The following is a 21,163-nucleotide window of genomic DNA, read 5'->3' as shown; positions in this document are numbered from 1 at the left end:
GTCTGTCCTTGCTCAGAGTCGGGCAAAATCATTGAAAAGCGCAATGCTCATCAACATCAGCAGTATTGCTGCCCCAAATCTGAATCCTATTTCCTGCACCTTTTCAGGCACAGGTTTACCAGTTATTACTTCAATAAAGTAATACAGCAGGTGTCCCCCATCGAGCACAGGTAAAGGCAGCAAGTTAATGATGCCTAAATTGACGCTGATGAGCGCGAGGAACCCGAGAAAATAGACCAGGCCATAGTTTGCACTACTGCCCGCACCCTGTGCTATCGAGATGGGTCCACTCAGGTTTTTCACCGACACATCGCCGGTAAATAATTTGCCAATCATCTTAAAGCTGACTGCAACAAGTTGCCATGTTTTATCTGCAGCAATAGCAAAAGAATCGATTGGCCCATATTCTAGTTGTAAACGCATATTCTCAGGCCATTGTGCCTGTGCGGGGCTGACACCTAGTACCCCAATCTCTTTACCTTCAGCATTTTTTGTACTTGTCGGCGTCACAGTAACCACAAACTGTTCGCCATCGCGACGCACCATTATACTCACAGGCACATTGGCAGAATGTTGAATAATGTCAACAAAAGCCTGCCAATCGGTATAAGGTTCATCATTGATAGCAACGAGCGTATCGCCAACCTTTAACTCACTATTTGCTGCAGCACTTCCTTCACTGATTAAGGCAACCTTAGGTTCAATCTCTGGACGATAAATTCCTAACCCTAAGGTGGTTATCGGTGATTCCTTTTCAGGATCAAAGCGCCATTGGCGTGTATCTAACGTATAGGTTCTGGCATTTGACTCAAACCCCTGCAAACTATTTAACGGCGCAAGGGAAACACTCAAACTGGGATCACCAATATGACCAACAAGTGCAAGATTCACCTCTTCCCAATTGCGCACACGCTGACCTGATATTGCCGTCACTTGCATAGGTTCAGTGACTTGAATTTGCGCAGCAGCAGTTCCTGGAATCGTAGAAGTGATCACCGGTTTAAGTGATGGCACACCAATCAAGTACATAAAATACAATGCGATAATAGCAAAAATAAAGTTGGCTATCGGGCCTGCGGCAACAATCGCAATACGTTGCCATACCGTTTTACGATTAAACGCCTGATGTTTTAGCTCGTCAGGCACATCTTCGACACGCTCATCGAGCATTTTGACGTAACCACCGAGGGGGATCATGGCGACCACATATTCAGTGCCATCTTTACCCATACGGCGCCAAATGGCCTTGCCAAAACCAATAGAGAAACGCTCGACTTTAACGCCGCAGCGACGCGCGACATAGAAATGACCGTATTCGTGGGCGGTAATTAACAACCCCAACGCCACGATAAAAGAACCTAAGTTCCATAAAAAATCTAACATCCCACTCCTTACGTTATCCGTTTATCAACAGAACGCTAATATTTAAGCGATCTTAGCTAAAGTTTCCCGCGCATAAATGCGACTTTGCGTATCTAACGCGATAATATCTTCAATGCTGGTCATAGTTCCACTCGGGACGAATGCTAAGCAAGTTTCATTCACTTTAGCAATTTGCGTAAAGCCTATTTGTCCTTGTAAAAAAGCCTCAACCGCGATCTCATTCGCCGCATTGAGTACCGTTGTCGCCTCTTGGCCTTGGGCACAGGCTGCCATAGCCAGCGCCAAACAGGGAAAACGCTCAAAATCAGGTTCATAAAAGCTTAACTGTCCGACTTTGAAAAAATCTAAAGGTTCAACACCAGAGTGAATTCTTTGTGGATAGGCCATGCAATGGGCAATCGGTGTCCGCATGTCAGGGTTTCCCATTTGTGCAATAACAGAGCCATCAATATATTGCACCATTGAATGGATAACACTCTGCGGATGAACAACCACTTTAAGTTGGTTAGCTTGCGTATTAAACAACCAGCGCGCCTCAATGAACTCTAATCCCTTATTCATCATAGTCGCCGAATCGACAGAGATTTTAGGTCCCATAGACCAATTAGGATGTTTACAGGCCTGTGCGGGTGTCATGGCCGCAAGTGTTGCTAAATCTGAACGTAAAAATGGTCCACCAGAACCCGTTAGCAGAATATGGGAAATACCGGATGCGGCTAAATCACAACGACCAAGATTAGCCTGTACCTCTTGGGGTAAACATTGAAAAATCGCATTATGTTCGCTGTCTACAGGCAGTAAAGTTGCGCCTGAACGCTTAGTCGCCTCGATAAACAACTCACCCGACATAACTAAGGCTTCTTTATTGGCTAGCAATACTCGTTTGCCCGCATTAACGGCAGCAAGCGTCGGAACTAACCCAGCAGCGCCAACAATGGCCGCCATAATGGTATCGACCTTTGATGAGGTCACTAACGCCAGAAGCTCATCGTTACCCGTTGTCACTTGGATATTAAGCACAGCAGGAAGCTGAGCTCGTAATGCCTTTGCCGCGACAGCATCGACCATATGAGCAACTTTAGGTTGGTGGGTAATGCATAATGCCAGCATTTTATCCACACTCGCATTAGCCACTAAGCCATAAACGCAATAAGCCAATGGATTAGCCGAAATCACACTTAAGGTACTGGCGCCAATCGAGCCTGTCGCACCCAGAATCACCATATTTTGCATAGCGTTACATCCAGAATGCAATGTAGATAAGGGTAAACACCGGCAAGGCTGCAGTCAGGCTGTCGATACGATCGAGCACACCGCCGTGCCCGGGCAAAATAGTGCCAGAATCTTTAATACAGGCCGCGCGTTTAAACATACTCTCAGATAAATCTCCCAGCGCCGAGACTAAAGCGACGAACAAAGTGACAGCGACAACTAAGCCAAGTTCCTGTTCCGGTGAATAATACATAACACCTGCAACCACTATCATTGTTGTCACTAAACCACCGAGTAAGCCTTCGAGGGTTTTAGCTGGACTCACCGCTGGCATTAATTTCGTTTTACCTATCGCTTTACCAACAAAGTAAGCGCCTGAATCAGCAGCCCATACAATGAGCATGACAAGTAGAACCAGCGAGGGGCCATAGTAGCTCGAAACCTGTGAGCTAATAGATTTTAGCGCAATCAAAGCAACAAAGCATGGCACGAGCGTTAACTGGCCAAACATGGACTTTAACATAGGACTTTTTTGCCATAACCTTGCCGTTTTAGGATAAGTAATAACAAGTAGAAGTGAAATTAACCACCATAAAGCCCCTATTGATATCACGGCTAAATAAATGGGATGTAATTGTCCCCTAAGCCAAACCGCATCGATGGGGACAATCAAATTAAGGACGACCAGTAAAATACCGACGGTACAAGTAAAACTCCATTGTGTAACATCACATTGGCTATCGATAATCCTACCCCACTCTTTCGCGGCAATAAGAAATACGGCTACTAAAGCCCAAGCAAAGTACTCTGATGGAAGCAAAAAAATGGCTCCCAAGACTAATGGAATTAACCAAATTGCTGTTATTATACGTTGTTTTAGCAAAAAAAATCCCTCATGACGTTTTACAATGCGCGCATCTCATCAATCTGACTTCCCGTCAGACCAAAGCGGCGCTGGCGACTTGCAAAAATAGCTATCGCTTCATGAAAAGCCTGTTCATCAAAATCAGGCCAAAGGGTGTCAATAAACACCAACTCAGCATAGGCAGCCTGCCACAGCACAAAATTACTGATACGGCAGTCTCCACCCGTGCGGATCATTAAATCAACTTCACTCTGATTTTGCATGCATAAATGTGCACTTAGGGCTTCTTCGGTGAACTGACTGCTGGTCATTTCGCCAGTTGCGACCTTTTCAGCTAACTTTTGCGCCGCTTGCAGTATGTCCCAACGGCCACCATAATTGGCAGCAACATTCAAAATCAAGCCAGTATTAGCGGCAGTTTTCTCCTGTGCAGCACTAATTTGTTTCTGTAAGCGGACAGAAAAACGACTGATATCACCAATAATATTGAGCTTAACTTGATTCTTATGTAGCAGCTTAATTTCACGTTGTAATACGGTAAAAAACAACTCCATTAACAAGCTGACTTCTTTATCGGGTCTACGCCAATTCTCGCTAGAAAACGCAAATAAAGTGAGCGATTGAATACCTAATTGACTCGCCGTACTGACTGCACGTCTTACTGCCTTTACGCCGGCTTTATGTCCCATCACCCGTGGTTTACCCTGCGTTTGAGCCCAGCGGCCATTGCCATCCATAATAATAGCAACATGCTTAGGTAACGACTGTTTCACGAGTTCGGGTAATTGTCCAGGCAAGGTCGTTTGAGCATAATGTTCACACTCGGTCGACCTAGGTTGCGGATCAAATTCCACTGTGGATGACATCTAATACAACCCTTTAAAATAGACAAACGCCGTGTAGTATACCCCTACACGGCGCATCAACTCTAGCTTATCGAGCCTGAGATTAGACTTCCATCAACTCAATTTCTTTGGCCGCTAAAATCTCGTCGACCTTTTTAATATGAGCATCAGTGAACTTTTGAACGTCATCTTCAAAGCGGCGAACATCGTCTTCAGTACATTCTTTAGCTTTTTCAAGCTTTTTCACTTCAGAAATCGCATCGCGTCGCACGTTACGAATCGCCACGCGACCACCTTCGGCTTCAGCTCGTACCACTTTAATAAAGTCTTTACGGCGTTCTTCTGTCAGCGCTGGTAGGGGAATACGTAATGTGGCCCCAGCAGACATTGGGTTTAGGCCCAAGTCTGAGCTCATGATGGCTTTCTCAACGGCTTGAATAGCACTACGATCGAATACCGTCACTGACAGGGTACGCGAATCTTCAACACCCACGTTCGCCACTTGGTTTAATGGCGTCATCGTACCGTAGTAAGAGACTTGAATTGAATCAAGTAAACTTGGATGCGCACGGCCTGTACGTACTTTAGCCATTTGGTTTTTAGTTGCGTCTACGCACTTACCCATACGCTCTTGCGCATCTTTCTTAATGTTCTCAATCACGTTAAATGTCCTTCTTGGTCATTAAATAACTTTTTTCGCTCTGATCAACGTGCCTTCTTCTTCACCCATAATCACACGACGTAGGGCGCCAGGTTTGTTCATATTGAACACAAGGATAGGCATGTCATGATCACGCGCCATAGTAAAGGCTGCTAAGTCCATTACTTTTAATTCTTTTTCAAGTATTTCACTGTAACTTAATTCGTCGTACTTGACTGCATCAGGGTTTTTCATTGGGTCGTCAGAGTAAACGCCATCAACTTTAGTGCCTTTTAACACGACTTCAGCTTCAATTTCAATGCCACGTAAACAGGCCGCAGAATCCGTTGTACAGAAAGGATTACCTGTACCAGCAGCAAAAATTACCACTCGGCCAGATTTTAATAAACTGATCGCTTCAGCCCAATTGTAGTCGTCACACACCCCTTTTAAGGGAATCGCCGACATTAGACGAGCATTAACATAGGCACGGTGCAAAGCGTCACGCATAGCTAAGCCATTCATCACCGTTGCCAGCATACCCATGTGATCGCCCACCACACGGTTCATACCTGCTTTTGCTAGGCCCTCACCGCGAAACAGATTACCACCACCAATGACCACACCCACCTGAATACCTAACTCTACCAGCTCTTTCACTTCCTGAGCCATGCGATCTAATACTTTAGGGTCGATGCCGAAGCCTTCCTCGCCCATCAGTGCTTCGCCACTTAATTTTAGAAGAATGCGTCTAAATGTAGGTTTTGGATTGGTGCTCATAATTTTTATCCTGGTCATAACAAGACCGCAGCTATTGCCGCGGTCTTGGGGGTATTTAGCGTTGGCGATTAAGCCTTTTTAGAAGCAGCGATTTGAGCAGCAACTTCTGCTGCGAAATCTTCTTCTTTCTTCTCAATACCTTCACCCACTTCTAAACGAATGAAGTTAGTGACTTTAGCGCCTTTCTCTTTCAAGAATTCGCCAACAGTTTTCTTTGGTTCCATGATGTAAGCTTGACCAGTCAGAGAGATCTCACCGGTGAACTTCTTCATACGACCCACAACCATTTTCTCTGCGATGTCAGCAGGTTTGCCTTCATTCATAGAGATTTCGATTTGCAGCGCTTGTTCACGAGCAACTACGTCAGCAGGAACGTCTTCTGGGTTAACGTATTCTGGCTTAGAAGCGGCAACGTGCATGGCGATGTGCTTCAGCGTTTCGTCATCTGCGTCACCGGTTACAACCACACCGATACGCTCACCGTGACGGTAAGACGCTAATTTAGCACCATCGATGTACTCAACGCGACGAACGTTGATGTTTTCACCGATTTTAGCAACTAACGCAACACGTGCTTCTTCGAACTGTGCTTTTAAGTCTTCTAAAGCCACTTTAGACGCTGCAGCAACGTCTAATACTGAGTTAGCAAAACCTAAGAAGTTAGCGTCTTTAGCAACGAAGTCAGTTTGACAGTTTACTTCTAACAGAACAGCGAAACCTTCGCCATTTTTGATCAGGATAGTACCGTCAGCAGCGATGTTACCCGCCTTTTTAGCAGCTTTAGCAGCACCAGACTTACGCATGTTGTCAATTGCTAACTCCATGTCGCCGTTGGTTTCTTCTAAGGCTTTTTTACAATCCATCATGCCTGCGCCAGTACGATCACGCAGTTCTTTAACTTGGGCAGCAGAAATTGCCATTGTTAAATCCTCTCTAAAAATTCGACTAATTTGCAGATATAAAACAGGGGCCGTATGGCCCCTGTTAACCAATCAAAAATCTTGGTTAATAAGGGTGATGATAATCATCCCGCCTTATTATTATTCGGCTTCTACGAAACCATCTTGCTCAGCTTGAACAGCCAGATCTTGGCCACGGCCAGCTTTAGCAGCAGCAGCTACAGAAGTAGTGTACAGGCGAATAGCACGCATCGCGTCGTCGTTACCAGGAACGATGTAGTTAACACCATCTGGCGCAGAGTTAGTATCAACAACTGCAACAACAGGGATACCCAGGTTGTTAGCTTCTTTAATAGCGATATGCTCATGGTCAGCGCCGATAACGAATAATACGTCTGGCAGGCCGCCCATGTTTTTAATACCGCCTAAAGATTTTTCCAGCTTTTCAAGCTCACGAGTACGCATCAGCGCTTCTTTCTTGGTCAGCTTGTCGAAAGTACCATCTACTGATTGGCTTTCCAGTTCTTTCAGACGTTTGATTGACTGACGAACGGTTTTCCAGTTAGTCAGCATACCGCCTAACCAGCGGTGATCGACATAGTACTGATCACAAGAGATTGCGGCTTCTTTGATCGCTTCGCCAGCAGCACGTTTAGTACCAACGAATAATACTTTACCTTTCTTTGAAGCAACGTTGCTGATGAAAGCAAGGGCTTCATTGAACATTGGCACAGTATGCTCTAGGTTGATGATGTGAACGCCGTTGCGAGCACCGAAAATGAATGGCTTCATTTTTGGGTTCCAGTAACGGGTTTGGTGACCGAAGTGGACACCGGCCTGGAGCATATCGCGCATTGAAACTGTAGTCATTTCTATTACCTTAAAATTTAGGGGGTTAGACCTCCACGTATCCCATGTCTTCGACCCCGCAGTTAACAGCTGAGGGCACCCCGAAGAATGTGTCGACACGTGTGTGATTTAGTATTTAGACAATTTGCCATGTATAATGGCCGCCATCTTTAGTCTTGCCACCATCAAATCAGACCAAAATCTGGCTTGGACAATTCATCAAGACTTAAACATAACGGCGCGCTTTATACCATAAATAGCCTTAAAGCACAAATTTTTGCATAGGGTTTGCGTAGCCAATAGACTTCGAAGACACAAGAGAAAACGCAATGAGTATAGTCATCAAGACAGCTGAAGAAATCGAAAAAATGCGTGCCGCCGGAAAGCTTGCCGCACAGGTTTTAGAAATGATCGCGCCCTATGTTAAAGCGGGTGTGACCACAAATGAACTGAACGATATCTGCGCAAAATATACCGAAGAGCAAGGTGCGATTTCTGCCCCGCTCAACTACCATGGTTTTCCAAAATCAATTTGTACTTCGGTCAATAATGTGATTTGCCACGGTATTCCCGCTGACAATCCCCCATTGAAAGATGGCGATATTCTCAATATCGATATCACAGTGATTAAAGATGGCTATCACGGTGATACTTCAAAAATGTTTTTAATTGGTGACGTCAGCCCAAAAGATAAGCGTTTATGTCGTATTGCCCAAGAAAGCCTGTATCTTGCCATTCGTAAAGTACGTCCAGGCTTAAAATTGGGTGAAATTGGCAATACTATCGAAAAATTCATCAAAGCCAGCAAAACAGGCCTTGAGAAATATTCCATCGTGCAAGATTATTGTGGCCACGGTATTGGTGCGGGTTTCCATGAAGAACCCCAAGTCATGCATTATCGTAACGGCGACAACACAATATTGCGCCCAGGCATGTGCTTTACTATTGAGCCGATGATCAACGCAGGTCGACACACCACAGTGCTAGATCGTAAGGATAATTGGACCGTTACCACCTCTGATGGTAAAAACTCCGCCCAGTGGGAACATACTTTACTTGTGACGGAAAAAGGGGTTGAAGTACTCACCCTGCGTGAGGAAGAAGACTTCCCAAGATTTATCAATCACTAAAATAATCCAAACAAGGACCTCGATGAATACAGCGCAGATCGCAAAACACTCATTAATCGAACAGAATCAGATTCTTTTGGCCAGTTTTAAGGCTAAAACCCCGATTGAAGAGCTCGTCACGCAGCGCTGTCAATTTGTCGATGCCCTTGTAAAGCAAGCTTGGGAACAGCACGGTCTAAGGGAATATGATATTGCCCTGATTGCCGTGGGCGGCTATGGCCGTGGGGAGCTGCACCCCCACTCAGATGTCGACTTGCTGTTCCTGTTTAATGATATCTTGTCACCCGCTGCCGAAGCTGCACTCAGTCAGTTTATTGCCTTTCTGTGGGATGCCAATCTGGAAATCGGCCACAGTGTCCGTACGTTAAACGACACGATTATCCTCGGCCGTGAAGACATCACCATAGCCACCAATCTGTTAGAGGCACGATTGCTCGAAGGGCCCGAATTTTTATTCGATCAACTTTATGATGCGATTCGTCAGAGTGACTTTTGGACTTCAAGCGATTTTTTTATCGCCAAACGGGATGAGCAAAATGCCCGCCATGCCAGAGCCAGTGCCTTTGATTTAGAACCCAATATCAAGAGTTGTCCCGGTGGCCTTAGGGATATTCAAACCATTGCTTGGGTGGCCATGCGTCACTTTGGTGCCGCTCGCCTCGAAGAATTAGTCCAATACGACTTTTTAGAGCCTGGTGAATTAGAAGAGCTGCTCGAATGTCAGCACTTTTTGTGGAAGTTACGCTTTGCCCTGCACATGGTGGTCGGTCGCGATGAAAATCGCTTACTCTTTGATGTACAGCGCCAAGTTGCCGAACTCATGGGGTATGAAGACGCCACCCAGCTTGCTGTTGAGCAAATGATGAAACGTTACTATCGCACGGTACGCCGAGTGATGGAGCTGAACGAAATGTTGCTGCAGCTATTTAAACGGGCAACACTGGGGCACACAAAAGCTTTAGAAATTCAATCGATAGATAAACACTACCAGCGCCGCGGCACTTTTATTGAAGCGCTAAGCGATGATCTGTTCGATAGCGGCGAAGAAATTGTCCGGCTGTTTTTGTTAGTCGCTAAAAACTCCAACATCAAAGGCATTTATGCACCAACGCTGCGTTCGCTGCGCCGTGCAAGACGCGCACAATCTCAAGCATTACAAGAAAACCCGCTTTGTCGCCAAGCCTTTATGGAAATTCTGCGCCACCCTCGCGGGATAGTCGCCTTATCCTTAATGCATAAACACGGTGTGTTATCGGCCTATTTACCCGCATGGCGAAATATTGAAGGCCAGATGCAGTTCGACCTGTTTCATGCTTATACGGTGGATGAACATACCCACAGATTACTGCTTAATATTGAACGATTCTCACAACCCGAACAAAAGGAAGAATTTCCCTTAGGCTCGATTCTGATCAACCAATTGCCGAAAAAGGGCTTACTCGTATTAGGCGCTATCTTCCACGATATTGCTAAAGGCCGCGGCGGCGACCACAGTAAACTTGGCTCAAGCGACGCCCTCGCCTTTTGTAAGCTGCACGGGTTAAATGATCACGATGGCCGTTTAGTGGCTTGGCTGGTTGAGAATCATCTGGTGATGTCAGTTACTGCCCAGCGCAGGGATATTTCCGATCCCGATGTGGTGGCCGACTTTGCTAACAAGGTCCGTGATGCTGTGCATTTAAGTTATCTGTACTGCTTAACCGTCGCCGATATCTGCGCCACCAACGAAAAAACCTGGAATAACTGGAAAGGCTCACTGTTACGCGATTTGTACTTTTCAACCCAAAGAGTGCTCGCCCGTGGTAAAGAAAAACCCGTCGATATTCGTGCCAGAGTGCGTGAATATCAGGCCAAGGCAAAAAAAGAGCTACTGCGCCGCGGATTAAAAGAAAAAGACTTAGATACCCTGTGGCAGCGCTTTAAGGCGGATTACTTTTTACGCCACCAGCCCAATCAAGTCGCATGGCACGCCGAAGCGATTTTGAAGCACAAACAACAGGATGAGCCCTTAGTCTTAGTGTCTAAACACACCACCCGTGGCGGCACTGAGTTATTTGTCTATTGCCAAGATAGGCCAAAATTGTTCGCAACCGTGATGGCGGTGCTCGACAATAAAAATATCAACGTCCATGATGCCAACATCATGACCTCAAAAGATAACTATGCCCTTGATACCTTTGTGATCTTAGAACAGGATGGTGAGCCAGTAAGCCAGCTTTCACGCATCCAAAGTATCCGTAAAGCCCTTGAGAAGGCCCTTTCGAGCGATAATCCCAAACTGCCGCGTTTTAGAAAACTGTCGCGTAAAATGAAACCTTTTCATGTCCCAACGCAAGTCAGTTTTCTCGAAAGCAGCCGTCATGGTACGAGTATGATGGAACTTATCGCCTTAGATTCACCTGGATTATTGGCTAAAGTGGGTGATATTTTTTACCGCTGCAATATCACGTTACTCGCCGCTAAGATCACTACTATTGGCGAACGAGCAGAAGATTTTTTTATGTTGCAGACTAATGATGGGCTACAACTAAACGCAACCCAAGAGAATACCCTTAGGGAAGCGTTAATCAGTGCGCTAAGCGCAAACAATACCGAATCAGTTTAATTAACTAAACCAGAGGGAGAAGTAAATGGAGGCTTTACGCCAACGTATTGAGGCGGCTTTTGAAGCGCGCGCCGACATCACACCAAGTACTGTTGACGCTAGCGTGCGTAGCGATGTGCAACATGTCATCAATATGCTCGACAAAGGTGAAGTCCGTGTCGCCGAGAAAATCGACGGCCAATGGCATGTGCACCAATGGCTGAAAAAGGCAGTATTACTGTCCTTCCGTATTTTCGATAATGCGGTTATCGATGGCGCAGAAACCAAATACTTCGACAAAGTGCCGTTAAAATTTGCCGAGTATGACGAGGCCCGCTTTAAAGCGGAAGCCATTCGTGTGGTGCCTTCGGCGACAGTACGTAAAGGCTCATTTATCGGTAAAAACACTGTGTTGATGCCATCCTATGTGAACTTAGGCGCCTATGTTGATGAAGGCACTATGGTTGACACTTGGGCGACAGTTGGCTCATGTGCACAAATCGGTAAAAACGTGCATTTATCCGGTGGAGTAGGCATTGGTGGGGTACTTGAGCCATTGCAAGCTGGGCCGACCATCATTGAAGATAACTGCTTTATCGGCGCGCGCTCTGAGATTGTTGAAGGCGTAGTAGTTGAAGAAGGCTCAGTGATTTCTATGGGCGTGTATATCGGCCAAAGCACTCGAATTTACGATCGCGAAACTGGCGAAGTGCATTATGGCCGTGTACCTGCGGGCTCTGTGGTTGTCTCTGGCAATCTACCCTCAGCCTGTGGCAAGTACAGCCTGTATGCTGCGATTATCGTTAAGAAAGTGGATGCAAAAACCCGCGGAAAAGTGGGTATCAACGAGTTATTACGCATAGTGGATTAGCACTATACTCAACCGCTTGCGACAAAAAAGATGCCTTATGGCATCTTTTTTCATGCAAAATATTAGCTTTTATATTAAACGCTCAAACTCATTGATCGCATTTCGTACCATAGCGATTTCTCGCCAACCGATAACACCTAATGGTCTTTGCATTTTATTAACCACAACAAGAAAATCACTATTCGATTGATTTAATTGAATTCGTGCGTCTTCTATTGTGGCAACGTCATTAATGATGGGGACATTGCGCATCATCATTTGATGGGCCTTTTTATGTAAAAGAGCACGATCATAGTCACGTTCAGCAGCAGTACCTAATCTAGGGCTAAGCCAGTGATCGAGTAGATTCAGCGTAACGACTCCTGCGATATTACGGGACTCATCCAATACAACCGCAACTTTCGAACTCGACTGAGTAAATAAACGCTGTATATCCTCTAGCTCATGGTCAAGTGTAATTTCAATAATAGGCTCAAGTAAGACACTACCAATATGATCACTGATACTCATCTCTTGATTCACGAGAATGGTAAGGCAAGCTTCAACAATCTCAGGATCGAATAATGTGCCTTTACCCGCTCTAAGCACATCGGTCATCTTTTTTAATCCCAAAGAAGGCCTATAGGGTCTGTGGGATAAAATAGAATCCGCAACATCCGCCACAGCAATAATTTTGGCTTCGTACAATATCTCTTTATCCTTTAACCCCGCTGGATAACCCGACCCATCCAGCCGCTCATGGTGCTGCAAGATCATTTCTTTAATCGGCCAAGGAAATTCCACCTCCTCAACGATTTCTGCACCATGCAGTGGATGAGTCTGAATTAACGCATATTCCTCTTTTGAAAGCTGCGAGGGCTTAGTTAGTATCTGCGATGGAATCGCTAACTTACCAATATCATGTACTAATGCACCAATTTTAAGCCCTTCTAAACGCTGTGGTTCTAAGCCTAGTTTCTCTCCTATCAGATAACTTAACTGTGCAACCGACTTTTGATGCCCTGCGGTATAGGCATCTTTCAGCTCCAGCGCTTCTGAAATCGCACTAATCAACTGAGTTAAGGACTGAGATAATTGCTCTTTCTGCGCTTTTATAATTTTGGATTGACGGGAAACCGCACGCAATGATCGAGGTAACTCTATGGTATGCCAAAGAATACTCGCAAAGGTGAGTAAAGATCTTGCATCACTGCGTGTATAAGGTTCCTCCCTACCGATAACACAAACCAATCCGACCATACGGGTGCGAAATAAAATCGGCACCGCAATATAACGCCCTGTCAGTAGCAACCGATCAAATGCAAAATCCCCTCGATGTGGAAGGTTATCCCTATCATTGTGAATAATAGGTTTGTAGTTTCTTGCACATTCAAGCCATAAACGACATTCAAGCTCTGAAACTTGCGAATTCTCTTTTACAAAATCCGCTTCATTCATCTTAGGGATGGGATATTCAGAACGCGCAGCCAGTGTCAACGCTCCAGACTTTTCATTGTGCAGCAAAATAAATCCGTATTGACTGCCCGTTAAGGAGATAGCCTTAGATACTGCGACTCTAAAAACCTCATCTTGAGGAGATTTAATTACATCTTCAATATGTTGCAACCACGCATCACTTGCTTGAATCGCGCGTCGGTAATCCGAGTGCAATTCTTTCATCTGTGGATCTTCAAAATTAGAGTCAGATAAAATCAAATTCCAACCGACATTTGGCACTAAATGCAATGAAAAATGTAATCGCGTGCCTTGATCATCTTGTAACTGAAAACCAATTACTTGCCTTTGCCGCCGTCGAATATTTGCACAAAGTTCACTGTTGAAGGCGCTAAAAAGCTCAGAGATAGGTTGATTGATGATTTGTGCTGCAGACCTTTTACAACGAACGTAAAAGGCTTTACTCATTCGTTGCACTCGAAATTGCTCATCGAGTTGCGCCCATGATAAATCCAAATTGTCTGGGAGATCCTTCATCCCAACGATAAGACTTCGACTAGTTGACATTTATCACTCCCATCCATGATTAATGCATTGGAATAAACAACTTACGATTAGTTGTCAAAAAATTCTAGTAACACCCTCACAAGCAATTTAATTATAAAAATAGATATATGACTGTAAGTAAGCGTGGAGTATGAGTAGCGGCTCACATCCGATACTCTCCCCTTACTAACAACTTAAAATACGATAGTTTTATTACCATACACTACAACTTGTTCATTGAGCACTAACTGTAGCGCCTTACTCAGTACACTCTTCTCCACATCTCGCCCCGCTCTTGCCATTTCTAGCGCGCTATAGCTATGATCTACGGGAATAACGTCTTGCTTAATAATGGGGCCTTCATCCAGGCAATTATTCACAAAGTGCGCGGTCGCTCCGATAATTTTCACTCCTCGCTCCCAAGCCTGACGATAGGGCGCTGCACCAATAAAAGCAGGTAAAAATGAATGGTGGATATTGATAATACGATTTGGATATTGTGCAACAAAATCGGGCGTGAGTACTCGCATGTACTTCGCTAATACCAAATAATCTGGTTCATATTGCGCGACTGCGCCAAGCAATGCTTGCTCATGCTGGGTTCTATCAAGACCAACATGGCTAACAAGATGGAAGGGAATATTAAATTTTTCCGCCAGTTCGCGTAGTGCATCGTGATTTCCTACTACCGCCGCGATATCAACACTTAATCCGCCATAATAGGCTTTCATTAATAGATCGCCTAAGCAGTGCGCCTCTTTCGTCACTAACACCACAATGCGCTTTTTACCCGCACTAACTAAAGTCATGTGGTTTTGTACTGGCAGCACATCCCGTAAGTCCTGCAATAATTGCTCACTGTGGAATACGCCTTCTAACTCAGTGCGCATAAAAAAACGTCCCTGAGCATTATCCACAAACTCGCTGTTTTTAATAATATTGAGCTTATGGTTAAAACAAACACTTGTAATCTTAGCGATTAAACCTTGGGCATCGGCACAATCTGTCATTAAGATTTTTCGTTCTAACACGGTTGAAGTTTTGGCCACGTCGGCACTGATCATTGACTGCAAAATGAACTCTCCTGAATTATCCCTATTTTGGAGTTTGCCACAGCCAATAAAATCAAACAGCATAAAAGCCATTAAATTAAATAATAAATCCTACATTTCAGATAATTGATTCAACAATTCGTAAAATTAAAGCCGTAAATTTGGTGAATACAAAACTAAGCAATCGGTTAAAAAATATAGGATATGTTTACCGACGGGTATCGATATAGCGTTGCAATACTTTACGCAGAGTTTCAGCTTTAGTGCCATAAACGACTTGCACCCCTTTTCCCATCACAATAACGCCCTTGGCCCCTAACTGACTCAAACGCACTTTATTCACTAGCTCAGGCCGATTAACACTTAAGCGCAGCCTTGTTAGACAAGCATTAAGTTCAACAATATTTTCACGCCCCCCAATGCGGCAATAATCGCCCTTAAACTTTCCTTACTCCTATGCCCATCCTCAGGTTCTAATCGACCAGGCGTTTTCAGGTTGAAAGCTACAATGCTCAATCTAAATAATAGGTAATATACTATTGCGGTTAAAGGTCCAAGAAAAATAAACCAACTAGTATTACGTGAAAGAGGGAATAAAAGCATAAAGTCTACCAAGCCATGGGAAAAGACAATGCTATGGTGAATATCAAGCACTATGCAGATAAAATATGCAAAACCAGATAACAGAGCATGAATAATAAAGAGGATCGGCGCCACAAACAGAAATGCAAATTCGATAGGTTCAGTCACACCTGTCAGCCAGCAAGCCGCCGCCGCTGAAAGCATAATACCCGCCACACGATTGCGCTCAGATCTATCGGCACAACGCCACATAGCAAGTGCCGCCGCAGGTAGTCCCCACATTTTAATCAAATACCCACCAGCAAGATTGCCAGCTTGAGGATCGCCTGCTAAATAACGTGCGACCTCTCCACGAATAACGTCTGTACCTTGAGTCTGAAATTGCCCCACTTCTAAGTAAAACGGCGCATTCCAAATATGATGCAACCCAAGGGGAATAAGCAAACGCTCAAACGTACCATAGACACCGAAAGCCATGGCAGGCTTTTGATAAACAGCCCAATCGGATACGTGCTCAATCAATAATGATAATGACGGCCAGATGTGGGCAAGCACGTAACCTAAACACATTGCTAATGGAATAATGAGTAAAGATGCACTGCGTCGTCCTTCAAAGAAGGAGAAAATAGCAGGTAATCGAATATATTGGCTCACTCGCACCGTTAAGCAGGTTATGCCGCCGAGCAACATGCCACCTGCAATCCCAGTATCTAAGGTTTCCATTCCCAGCAGCGCTTGAGTCGGTAAATGGTAAAGATCCGCCAACGCTGCTAATGTTGCCGTCATCACGCCATAACCAAATACCGCCGTGAATGCGGCAATACCTTGATCACGACAAAACCCAATGGCAACGGCCACGGCAAACAACATCGGCATAATAGCAAAAATCAATTTACCCACTGCCAACATCAAAATGGTTAACTCTTCGGGGACAAAAGCAATCGGGGTGGCCGTTAAGCCAAGCATGATCCCTGCAGCAGGTAAAATAGCAATAGGAATAAGCAGCGCCTGGCTTAAGCGCTGAGCAAATTTAAACCACTGCTGTGTGACAAACCGACCTAAGCGACGAGCTCGGATTTGACGACTTGATTCCAGCGTTCCAGCCATTTTATTGCTTCAACCTCGGGTTCCATGGTCTCACAGGCATCAATTTCTAAACGCTCCATTATGGATGTAGCGCCAAGTTCACTTAACAATTCATCGACAGCCCGACCAGCACCACAAAAGGTATCGTAACCAGAATCACCCAGCGCAATCACACTGTATTTAAGCTCGGGTAAATAAGGTGCAGTATGCTTTAAATGATAAAACCACGGTTGGATATCTTCAGGTAGATCGCCTTGCCCTGTGGTGGAGGTCACTACGACTAATATTTCATCTTTAGGGGGAATAAAGTTTGCAATCTCATTGGGTTGCCATAGTCTCACTTTATAACCTAAAACCGTTAATTCCTTTTCTAAGGTTTCGGCGGTAAATTGTGCACTTCCATACACAGTGCCAAACACCAAATTGACCTTTTTCATGATATACTCCGCCCCGCGTATAAAACTCTATTAAGCTGAACTTACTTTATTCTCAGGCTTTAGAGCAAGTGACGGCGTAAAAAATTTTAAGAAATCAAGTTATTGGGCATGAGGAAGGCAACTGATGCGACAGACCACTAGGCAAAAACACTTCAAACAACATCATAAAACCGCCAATACTCGACGCAAAAATTATTTCCACGCCGCCCAGCAAGAACTTCAATCTCCTCACTTCCCTACGCCAGGTTTTTCAACGTTAGCCAATATGATGCAAAAACTGCGTCCATTAAAAGCCAAAATGCCCTAATAACTTGCCTATATTTTAGCAAGCATTGACACTAAACCTTGATAAGCTCAGCGAGACAAGAGAGTAAGTGTCAAAAATATGGGCTAATTTTTAGCGATCAAAAATGGCGCATCATTGCTCAAGACAACGTCATCCCAGCCAAGTCCTGTGAACACCGTTTCCCATTGTTGTTCAAGCTCGGTTTCAATACTGAGTCGAGTTTGAGTGACAGGATGCGTGAAAGTGAGCTTTTTCGCGATAAGCCATAAACGATTAATGCCGAAATGCTCGCGGAAAAAGGTATTTTGTTTTCCGTCACCGTGGGTTGTATCTCCTAAAATGGGATGGCGTAAATGTGCCATGTGTCTTCTAAGCTGATGTTTACGTCCAGTCTTTGGGGTAAGTTGCACTAATGCAAAGCGGCTCGTCGGATATCGTCCCGATGGATATGGAATTTCAGTATTGAGTAAGGGCTTAAAAGCCGTAACGGCATCCTGTGCTGTTTTATCTTGGCGGGCATGTTTATCTCCAAGCTCATCAAGTTCAACTTTGAGGGGATAATCCAATATCCCACTTTCATGCATGTTGCCACGAACTAGCGCAAGATACTGTTTCTCTATGGAATGCTCAGCAAATTGCTCACATAACGCATTAGCAACTTCACTGCTCTTGGCAAATAATAACACGCCAGAAGTTGGTCTATCTAAACGATGCACAGGGAACACATGACACCCAACTAAATCACGAGTTAACTGCATGGCAAAAAAACGCTCGCGGCGAGCCAAATAGCTGCGATGTACTAATAAACCTGCGGATTTATGGATCGCTACAATATGTTCATCTTCAAAGAGGATTCGAATATCGGGCGCTTGCTCATCGGTATTATCCAATACCACATGATCTAATTCATCATCTGGCATATCAAGCCACATATTATCTTGGTTCATTTAACAACATATCCAATTCATTCAATAGCCCAATTAACGGCTGTAATTTAGTGATTTCTTGCCATACATGTTGCGCCATGGGCGCTATAGCAATGCTTGTCGGCAGTGGCTGCCCAGCATCAATTAATGTTCGCATACGGGGGATAAAAATAAACTGCAGCCAATGCTCTAAGGGCATAAGATCACATGCAAAAGGGGCTGTACTCGCCATCGCCTCATCTGAAGGCGATCTTTGCGACCATAATCCAAATTGCTGCAAGCACTGCACAATTTGTTCTAATTTCGCCTGTGTTTGGCTATATAACATAGAATTGAGCTCCATTTAGCATCAAGCGCAATGATAAAGTTCACTGAACCATCAGCCCCTTTAAAATTCGGCAATCATACCATCTGGCTTCACTTCCCCCTATAATGTCGCCAATTTATTGAGCCTCTTTTGATCCGTATGGCAACCCAATGACTGAAATTACAACTTTAAGCCAGTTTTTAACGACCGCAAAAACCCAATTTCAAGTGTATGATCTTGGCCGTAGGGTACAACACATTGATATGTTAGCATTCCATCAAATCGAATCCCTTGCTACGCCCTATCCTTACCCTATTCAAGGACATGCACAATTTGCAATCGTGTTTTGGGATGCGAGTCAGCAACACTTTATTTGGTTTCTAAAACTGGCTTTAGATGAACAAGGCTTGCTCTCACCTGCTCCACGTTCACAATTTATTGAAATGGTATTATCGGCACTTGGACAAGATCCAACTCAACCACTGAGTAATGAACAACAGGAGCATCTTGCAAATAACCCTTTTAGCTTTACACCAAGCCAGGAAAAATTAGCAGTCTTTAACGCCTTAGTTCGTAAACAATTGGGGCAACATGCATCAGTTCAATATGAATTTGCCATGCAATATTTATCGGGACAAATTGCGCCAAGTCAATGGCAACATATTGGTATACAAGGCATTGCAGATGTATGCGTTCGAGCAAGTGAACTCGACCATGAAGCAAAACTACTCACCAGTTTCGATTCGGCAGCCATTGAAGTACAAATTGCCCTTTGTCAATGCTTAGAACATGTACAAATTAGTCCCTTGCTTGCCAACAAAATCTTAAACAAACTCACCGCAGCAGAGCCTGAACATAAAGCGTATTTTCTCAGGGCATTAGCATCAAATAGCGAACTCAGTCAAAAAGCGTTAGCCCACTTGCATCAAGGATCTAACCTAGATGCAAATACCCTCATAAGTATCGCTGGACGCAATTGGACTGTGCTAAAGCAGGAGTTAAGTCGCAGTATTTACTTAGAAGCGCTTGCACTACAGCCCCAAACCTTTTTTAATCAGATCTTTGCTGATATTGTGGCAATCCCTAGTTTACGCAATCTATTACTAGGTGAATTAAGAAATCCCAATCGAAGCATTCAACTATCACAAGCCATCGGTGGTTTGTTTAAGGCAGCAAGTAAATGATGTCAGATCTACTGTTAATTATTGCGGTTGTTGTCATTGCCGCATTTTTTTGGCAACTACGTCAAATGGCAGAATTAAGCCGTATTTTTGCCGAGAAAGAATGTTGTCGACAGAAGGTTCAACTTTTGGCAATTGCAATGGAAACTGCGCGCCCAAGCCTAGGTGGAACCACAGGAATTTGTTGGAAAGCAAAGTACTTATTTGAATTTAGCACCGATGGTATTAATCAATATCAAGGTCATATTTGGATGTTGGGTAAGAAAATTCAAAAAATTGAATGGCCGATATTCCCAGAACCTGAATGGCATGAAGCCCCCACTGCACAAGGCAAGTTTGGCGGCTGCGGCAGTCAAGGTGGATGTAACTCAGGGAAATGTCACTAAAACCCTAGTATTGCCAAATCCAAATAACGTCATTTCCTAAAGTATTCACTAACGACGGCCAATTGACTAAAAAGAAAGGGTGTGATCCTAAGATCACACCCTCTGGTTCTCTGTTAAGCCATCCTGCTATTATTGTGCTCCCTGCACCATCCTTGCGAATTCGAGCATCCTGCATCATCCCTGATCAATCCCTGATATTTCCCTGTATTGACATACATTCCTATTTCTTAGCTATCCTTATGCTAAGCTTGCTCTTTCTTGAGCGGTTCCACCATCATCCATGAAATAGGGTAAATAGCATCCTTTCAATCGCACTCCATGTGCCATTGCCGTCCCTATGCAACTAAGTTATCTATCCCTGATAAGCAGTCTTTCCATCTACAAAGCCAATTCTACGCTAGCTAACTTCTTGCTTCTTAATAGAGATAGAATGATGTTAATTGCAATATAAAAGAAATAATCAAAAATAACTTGTAAGCTATTGATATAAATCAGTTTTTAAATAAGAAAATGTTTTTTTTCTTTCTATGGGTTTACAAATAACTTACATATATGTGAGAGATATCTCACACAGAATCAGGCAGTTTGAATATTTTAGGCGATGAAAAAATTCAGAAAGACAAAAAGAAAAGGGCGCACCCAGTGCGCCCCATTTATCCCTTGTAAGCCTTCCTGCTTAATGAGTGCTCCCTGCACCATCCATGCGTTCGTTTGCATCCAGCATCGTCCTTGAATCCCTTTTTATCCCTGTGTTAAAGCTTTAACACTCAGTCCTTTGAACCGAATATCCTGCTTCGGATCCAACCATATCCTATGGCTTAGTCCTGTTGCATCCTGCATATTTCTCTTCCTGATTGAGTATAAGCTGTTCACCCTTATACT

At 44.3% G+C, this 21,163-nt stretch carries 20 protein-coding genes and 1 pseudogene; 6 read left to right on the top strand and 15 right to left on the bottom strand.

What is annotated here, in order from left to right:
• Positions 1-12 precede the first annotated feature (12 nt).
• From rseP to rpsB, 8 genes are all read right to left on the bottom strand, one after another.
• Entirely contained in the window at positions 13-1,383 is a 1,371-nt protein-coding gene (rseP, locus tag MZ182_RS06480) for a sigma E protease regulator RseP (RefSeq protein ID WP_011790021.1), read from the bottom strand.
• 42 nt (positions 1,384-1,425) lie between these two features.
• Positions 1,426-2,616 (bottom strand): 1-deoxy-D-xylulose-5-phosphate reductoisomerase, encoded by a 1,191-nt coding sequence (gene ispC / locus MZ182_RS06475; protein WP_248065677.1) that lies wholly within the window; start codon positions 2,614-2,616, stop codon positions 1,426-1,428.
• 4 nt (positions 2,617-2,620) lie between these two features.
• Positions 2,621-3,478 (bottom strand): phosphatidate cytidylyltransferase, encoded by an 858-nt coding sequence (locus MZ182_RS06470; RefSeq protein ID WP_011790023.1) that lies wholly within the window; start codon positions 3,476-3,478, stop codon positions 2,621-2,623.
• A 20-nt stretch (positions 3,479-3,498) separates the two neighbouring features.
• The gene (locus MZ182_RS06465) at positions 3,499-4,326 is read right to left on the bottom strand and encodes an isoprenyl transferase (protein WP_011790024.1); all 828 of its coding nucleotides are present in this window, start codon (positions 4,324-4,326) and stop codon (positions 3,499-3,501) included.
• A gap of 82 nt (positions 4,327-4,408) precedes the next feature.
• Positions 4,409-4,966: a ribosome recycling factor gene (gene frr, locus MZ182_RS06460; protein WP_011790025.1), complete on the bottom strand. Its 558-nt coding sequence runs from the start codon at positions 4,964-4,966 to the stop codon at positions 4,409-4,411.
• A 21-nt stretch (positions 4,967-4,987) separates the two neighbouring features.
• On the bottom strand, positions 4,988-5,725 hold the full coding sequence (gene pyrH / locus MZ182_RS06455) for a UMP kinase (RefSeq protein ID WP_011918984.1): 738 nt from the start codon (positions 5,723-5,725) through the stop codon (positions 4,988-4,990).
• 68 nt (positions 5,726-5,793) lie between these two features.
• Positions 5,794-6,645 carry a translation elongation factor Ts gene (tsf, locus tag MZ182_RS06450; RefSeq protein ID WP_011918983.1) on the bottom strand — a complete coding sequence of 284 codons (852 nt, stop codon included), beginning with the start codon at positions 6,643-6,645 and terminating at the stop codon, positions 5,794-5,796.
• 120 nt (positions 6,646-6,765) lie between these two features.
• Positions 6,766-7,494: a 30S ribosomal protein S2 gene (rpsB, locus tag MZ182_RS06445; protein WP_011790028.1), complete on the bottom strand. Its 729-nt coding sequence runs from the start codon at positions 7,492-7,494 to the stop codon at positions 6,766-6,768.
• 308 nt (positions 7,495-7,802) lie between these two features.
• On the opposite strand from rpsB, the gene map reads away from it, so the two are divergent.
• The 3 genes from map to dapD are packed head-to-tail and all read left to right on the top strand — an operon-like array spanning position 7,803 to position 12,058.
• Complete coding sequence (gene map / locus MZ182_RS06440) at positions 7,803-8,603, top strand: type I methionyl aminopeptidase (RefSeq protein WP_014610215.1); 801 nt, start codon at positions 7,803-7,805, stop codon at positions 8,601-8,603.
• 4 nt (positions 8,604-8,607) lie between these two features.
• Positions 8,608-11,208 carry a bifunctional uridylyltransferase/uridylyl-removing protein GlnD gene (gene glnD / locus MZ182_RS06435; RefSeq protein ID WP_258555074.1) on the top strand — a complete coding sequence of 867 codons (2,601 nt, stop codon included), beginning with the start codon at positions 8,608-8,610 and terminating at the stop codon, positions 11,206-11,208.
• 25 nt (positions 11,209-11,233) lie between these two features.
• Positions 11,234-12,058, top strand: coding sequence for a 2,3,4,5-tetrahydropyridine-2,6-dicarboxylate N-succinyltransferase (dapD, locus tag MZ182_RS06430; protein ID WP_007646778.1), 825 nt, complete (start codon positions 11,234-11,236; stop codon positions 12,056-12,058).
• Positions 12,059-12,127: 69 nt separating this feature from the next.
• On the opposite strand, the gene MZ182_RS06425 is transcribed toward dapD, so the two are convergent.
• The 4 genes and pseudogenes from MZ182_RS06425 to MZ182_RS06410 all read right to left on the bottom strand — a co-directional run bounded on the left by MZ182_RS06425 (position 12,128) and on the right by MZ182_RS06410 (position 17,195).
• Positions 12,128-14,059: an HD domain-containing phosphohydrolase gene (locus MZ182_RS06425; protein WP_011790032.1), complete on the bottom strand. Its 1,932-nt coding sequence runs from the start codon at positions 14,057-14,059 to the stop codon at positions 12,128-12,130.
• A 173-nt stretch (positions 14,060-14,232) separates the two neighbouring features.
• The gene (gene purU, locus MZ182_RS06420; protein ID WP_049824089.1) at positions 14,233-15,102 is read right to left on the bottom strand and encodes a formyltetrahydrofolate deformylase; all 870 of its coding nucleotides are present in this window, start codon (positions 15,100-15,102) and stop codon (positions 14,233-14,235) included.
• Positions 15,103-15,298: 196 nt separating this feature from the next.
• Positions 15,299-16,779: pseudogene (locus MZ182_RS06415) on the bottom strand (PTS transporter subunit EIIC).
• The gene (locus MZ182_RS06410) at positions 16,731-17,195 is read right to left on the bottom strand and encodes a flavodoxin (protein ID WP_011790035.1); all 465 of its coding nucleotides are present in this window, start codon (positions 17,193-17,195) and stop codon (positions 16,731-16,733) included. Before MZ182_RS06410 ends, MZ182_RS06415 begins: the two are co-directional and overlap by 49 nt.
• Before the next feature lie 124 nt (positions 17,196-17,319).
• On the opposite strand from MZ182_RS06410, the gene MZ182_RS06405 reads away from it, so the two are divergent.
• On the top strand, positions 17,320-17,502 hold the full coding sequence (locus MZ182_RS06405; protein WP_011790036.1) for a hypothetical protein: 183 nt from the start codon (positions 17,320-17,322) through the stop codon (positions 17,500-17,502).
• A gap of 83 nt (positions 17,503-17,585) precedes the next feature.
• On the opposite strand, the gene truC is transcribed toward MZ182_RS06405, so the two are convergent.
• Entirely contained in the window at positions 17,586-18,428 is an 843-nt protein-coding gene (truC, locus tag MZ182_RS06400; protein WP_248065676.1) for a tRNA pseudouridine(65) synthase TruC, read from the bottom strand.
• Complete coding sequence (locus MZ182_RS06395) at positions 18,415-18,735, bottom strand: YqcC family protein (RefSeq protein WP_248065675.1); 321 nt, start codon at positions 18,733-18,735, stop codon at positions 18,415-18,417. The genes truC and MZ182_RS06395 overlap by 14 nt, the downstream gene beginning before the upstream one ends.
• Before the next feature lie 149 nt (positions 18,736-18,884).
• Between MZ182_RS06395 and MZ182_RS06390 the strand changes: the two genes are divergently transcribed.
• Positions 18,885-19,898, top strand: coding sequence for a DUF3549 family protein (locus MZ182_RS06390; RefSeq protein WP_248065674.1), 1,014 nt, complete (start codon positions 18,885-18,887; stop codon positions 19,896-19,898).
• Positions 19,895-20,281, top strand: a complete 387-nt coding sequence (locus tag MZ182_RS06385) for a DUF3301 domain-containing protein (protein ID WP_248065673.1) — start codon at positions 19,895-19,897, stop codon at positions 20,279-20,281. Before MZ182_RS06390 ends, MZ182_RS06385 begins: the two co-directional genes overlap by 4 nt.
• Positions 20,282-20,875: 594 nt before the next feature.
• On the opposite strand, the gene MZ182_RS21290 is transcribed toward MZ182_RS06385, so the two are convergent.
• Complete coding sequence (locus tag MZ182_RS21290) at positions 20,876-20,998, bottom strand: hypothetical protein (RefSeq protein ID WP_262917222.1); 123 nt, start codon at positions 20,996-20,998, stop codon at positions 20,876-20,878.
• Between the last annotated feature and the right edge of the window lie 165 nt (positions 20,999-21,163).

Origin of the sequence: Shewanella sp. JNE2 (genome assembly GCF_023159115.1) — a bacterium.
In the GTDB taxonomy this organism is placed as follows: domain Bacteria; phylum Pseudomonadota; class Gammaproteobacteria; order Enterobacterales; family Shewanellaceae; genus Shewanella; species Shewanella putrefaciens.
The sequence above is the reverse complement of the archived record's forward strand: the minus strand, read 5'-3'. Positions and strand labels throughout refer to the sequence as shown.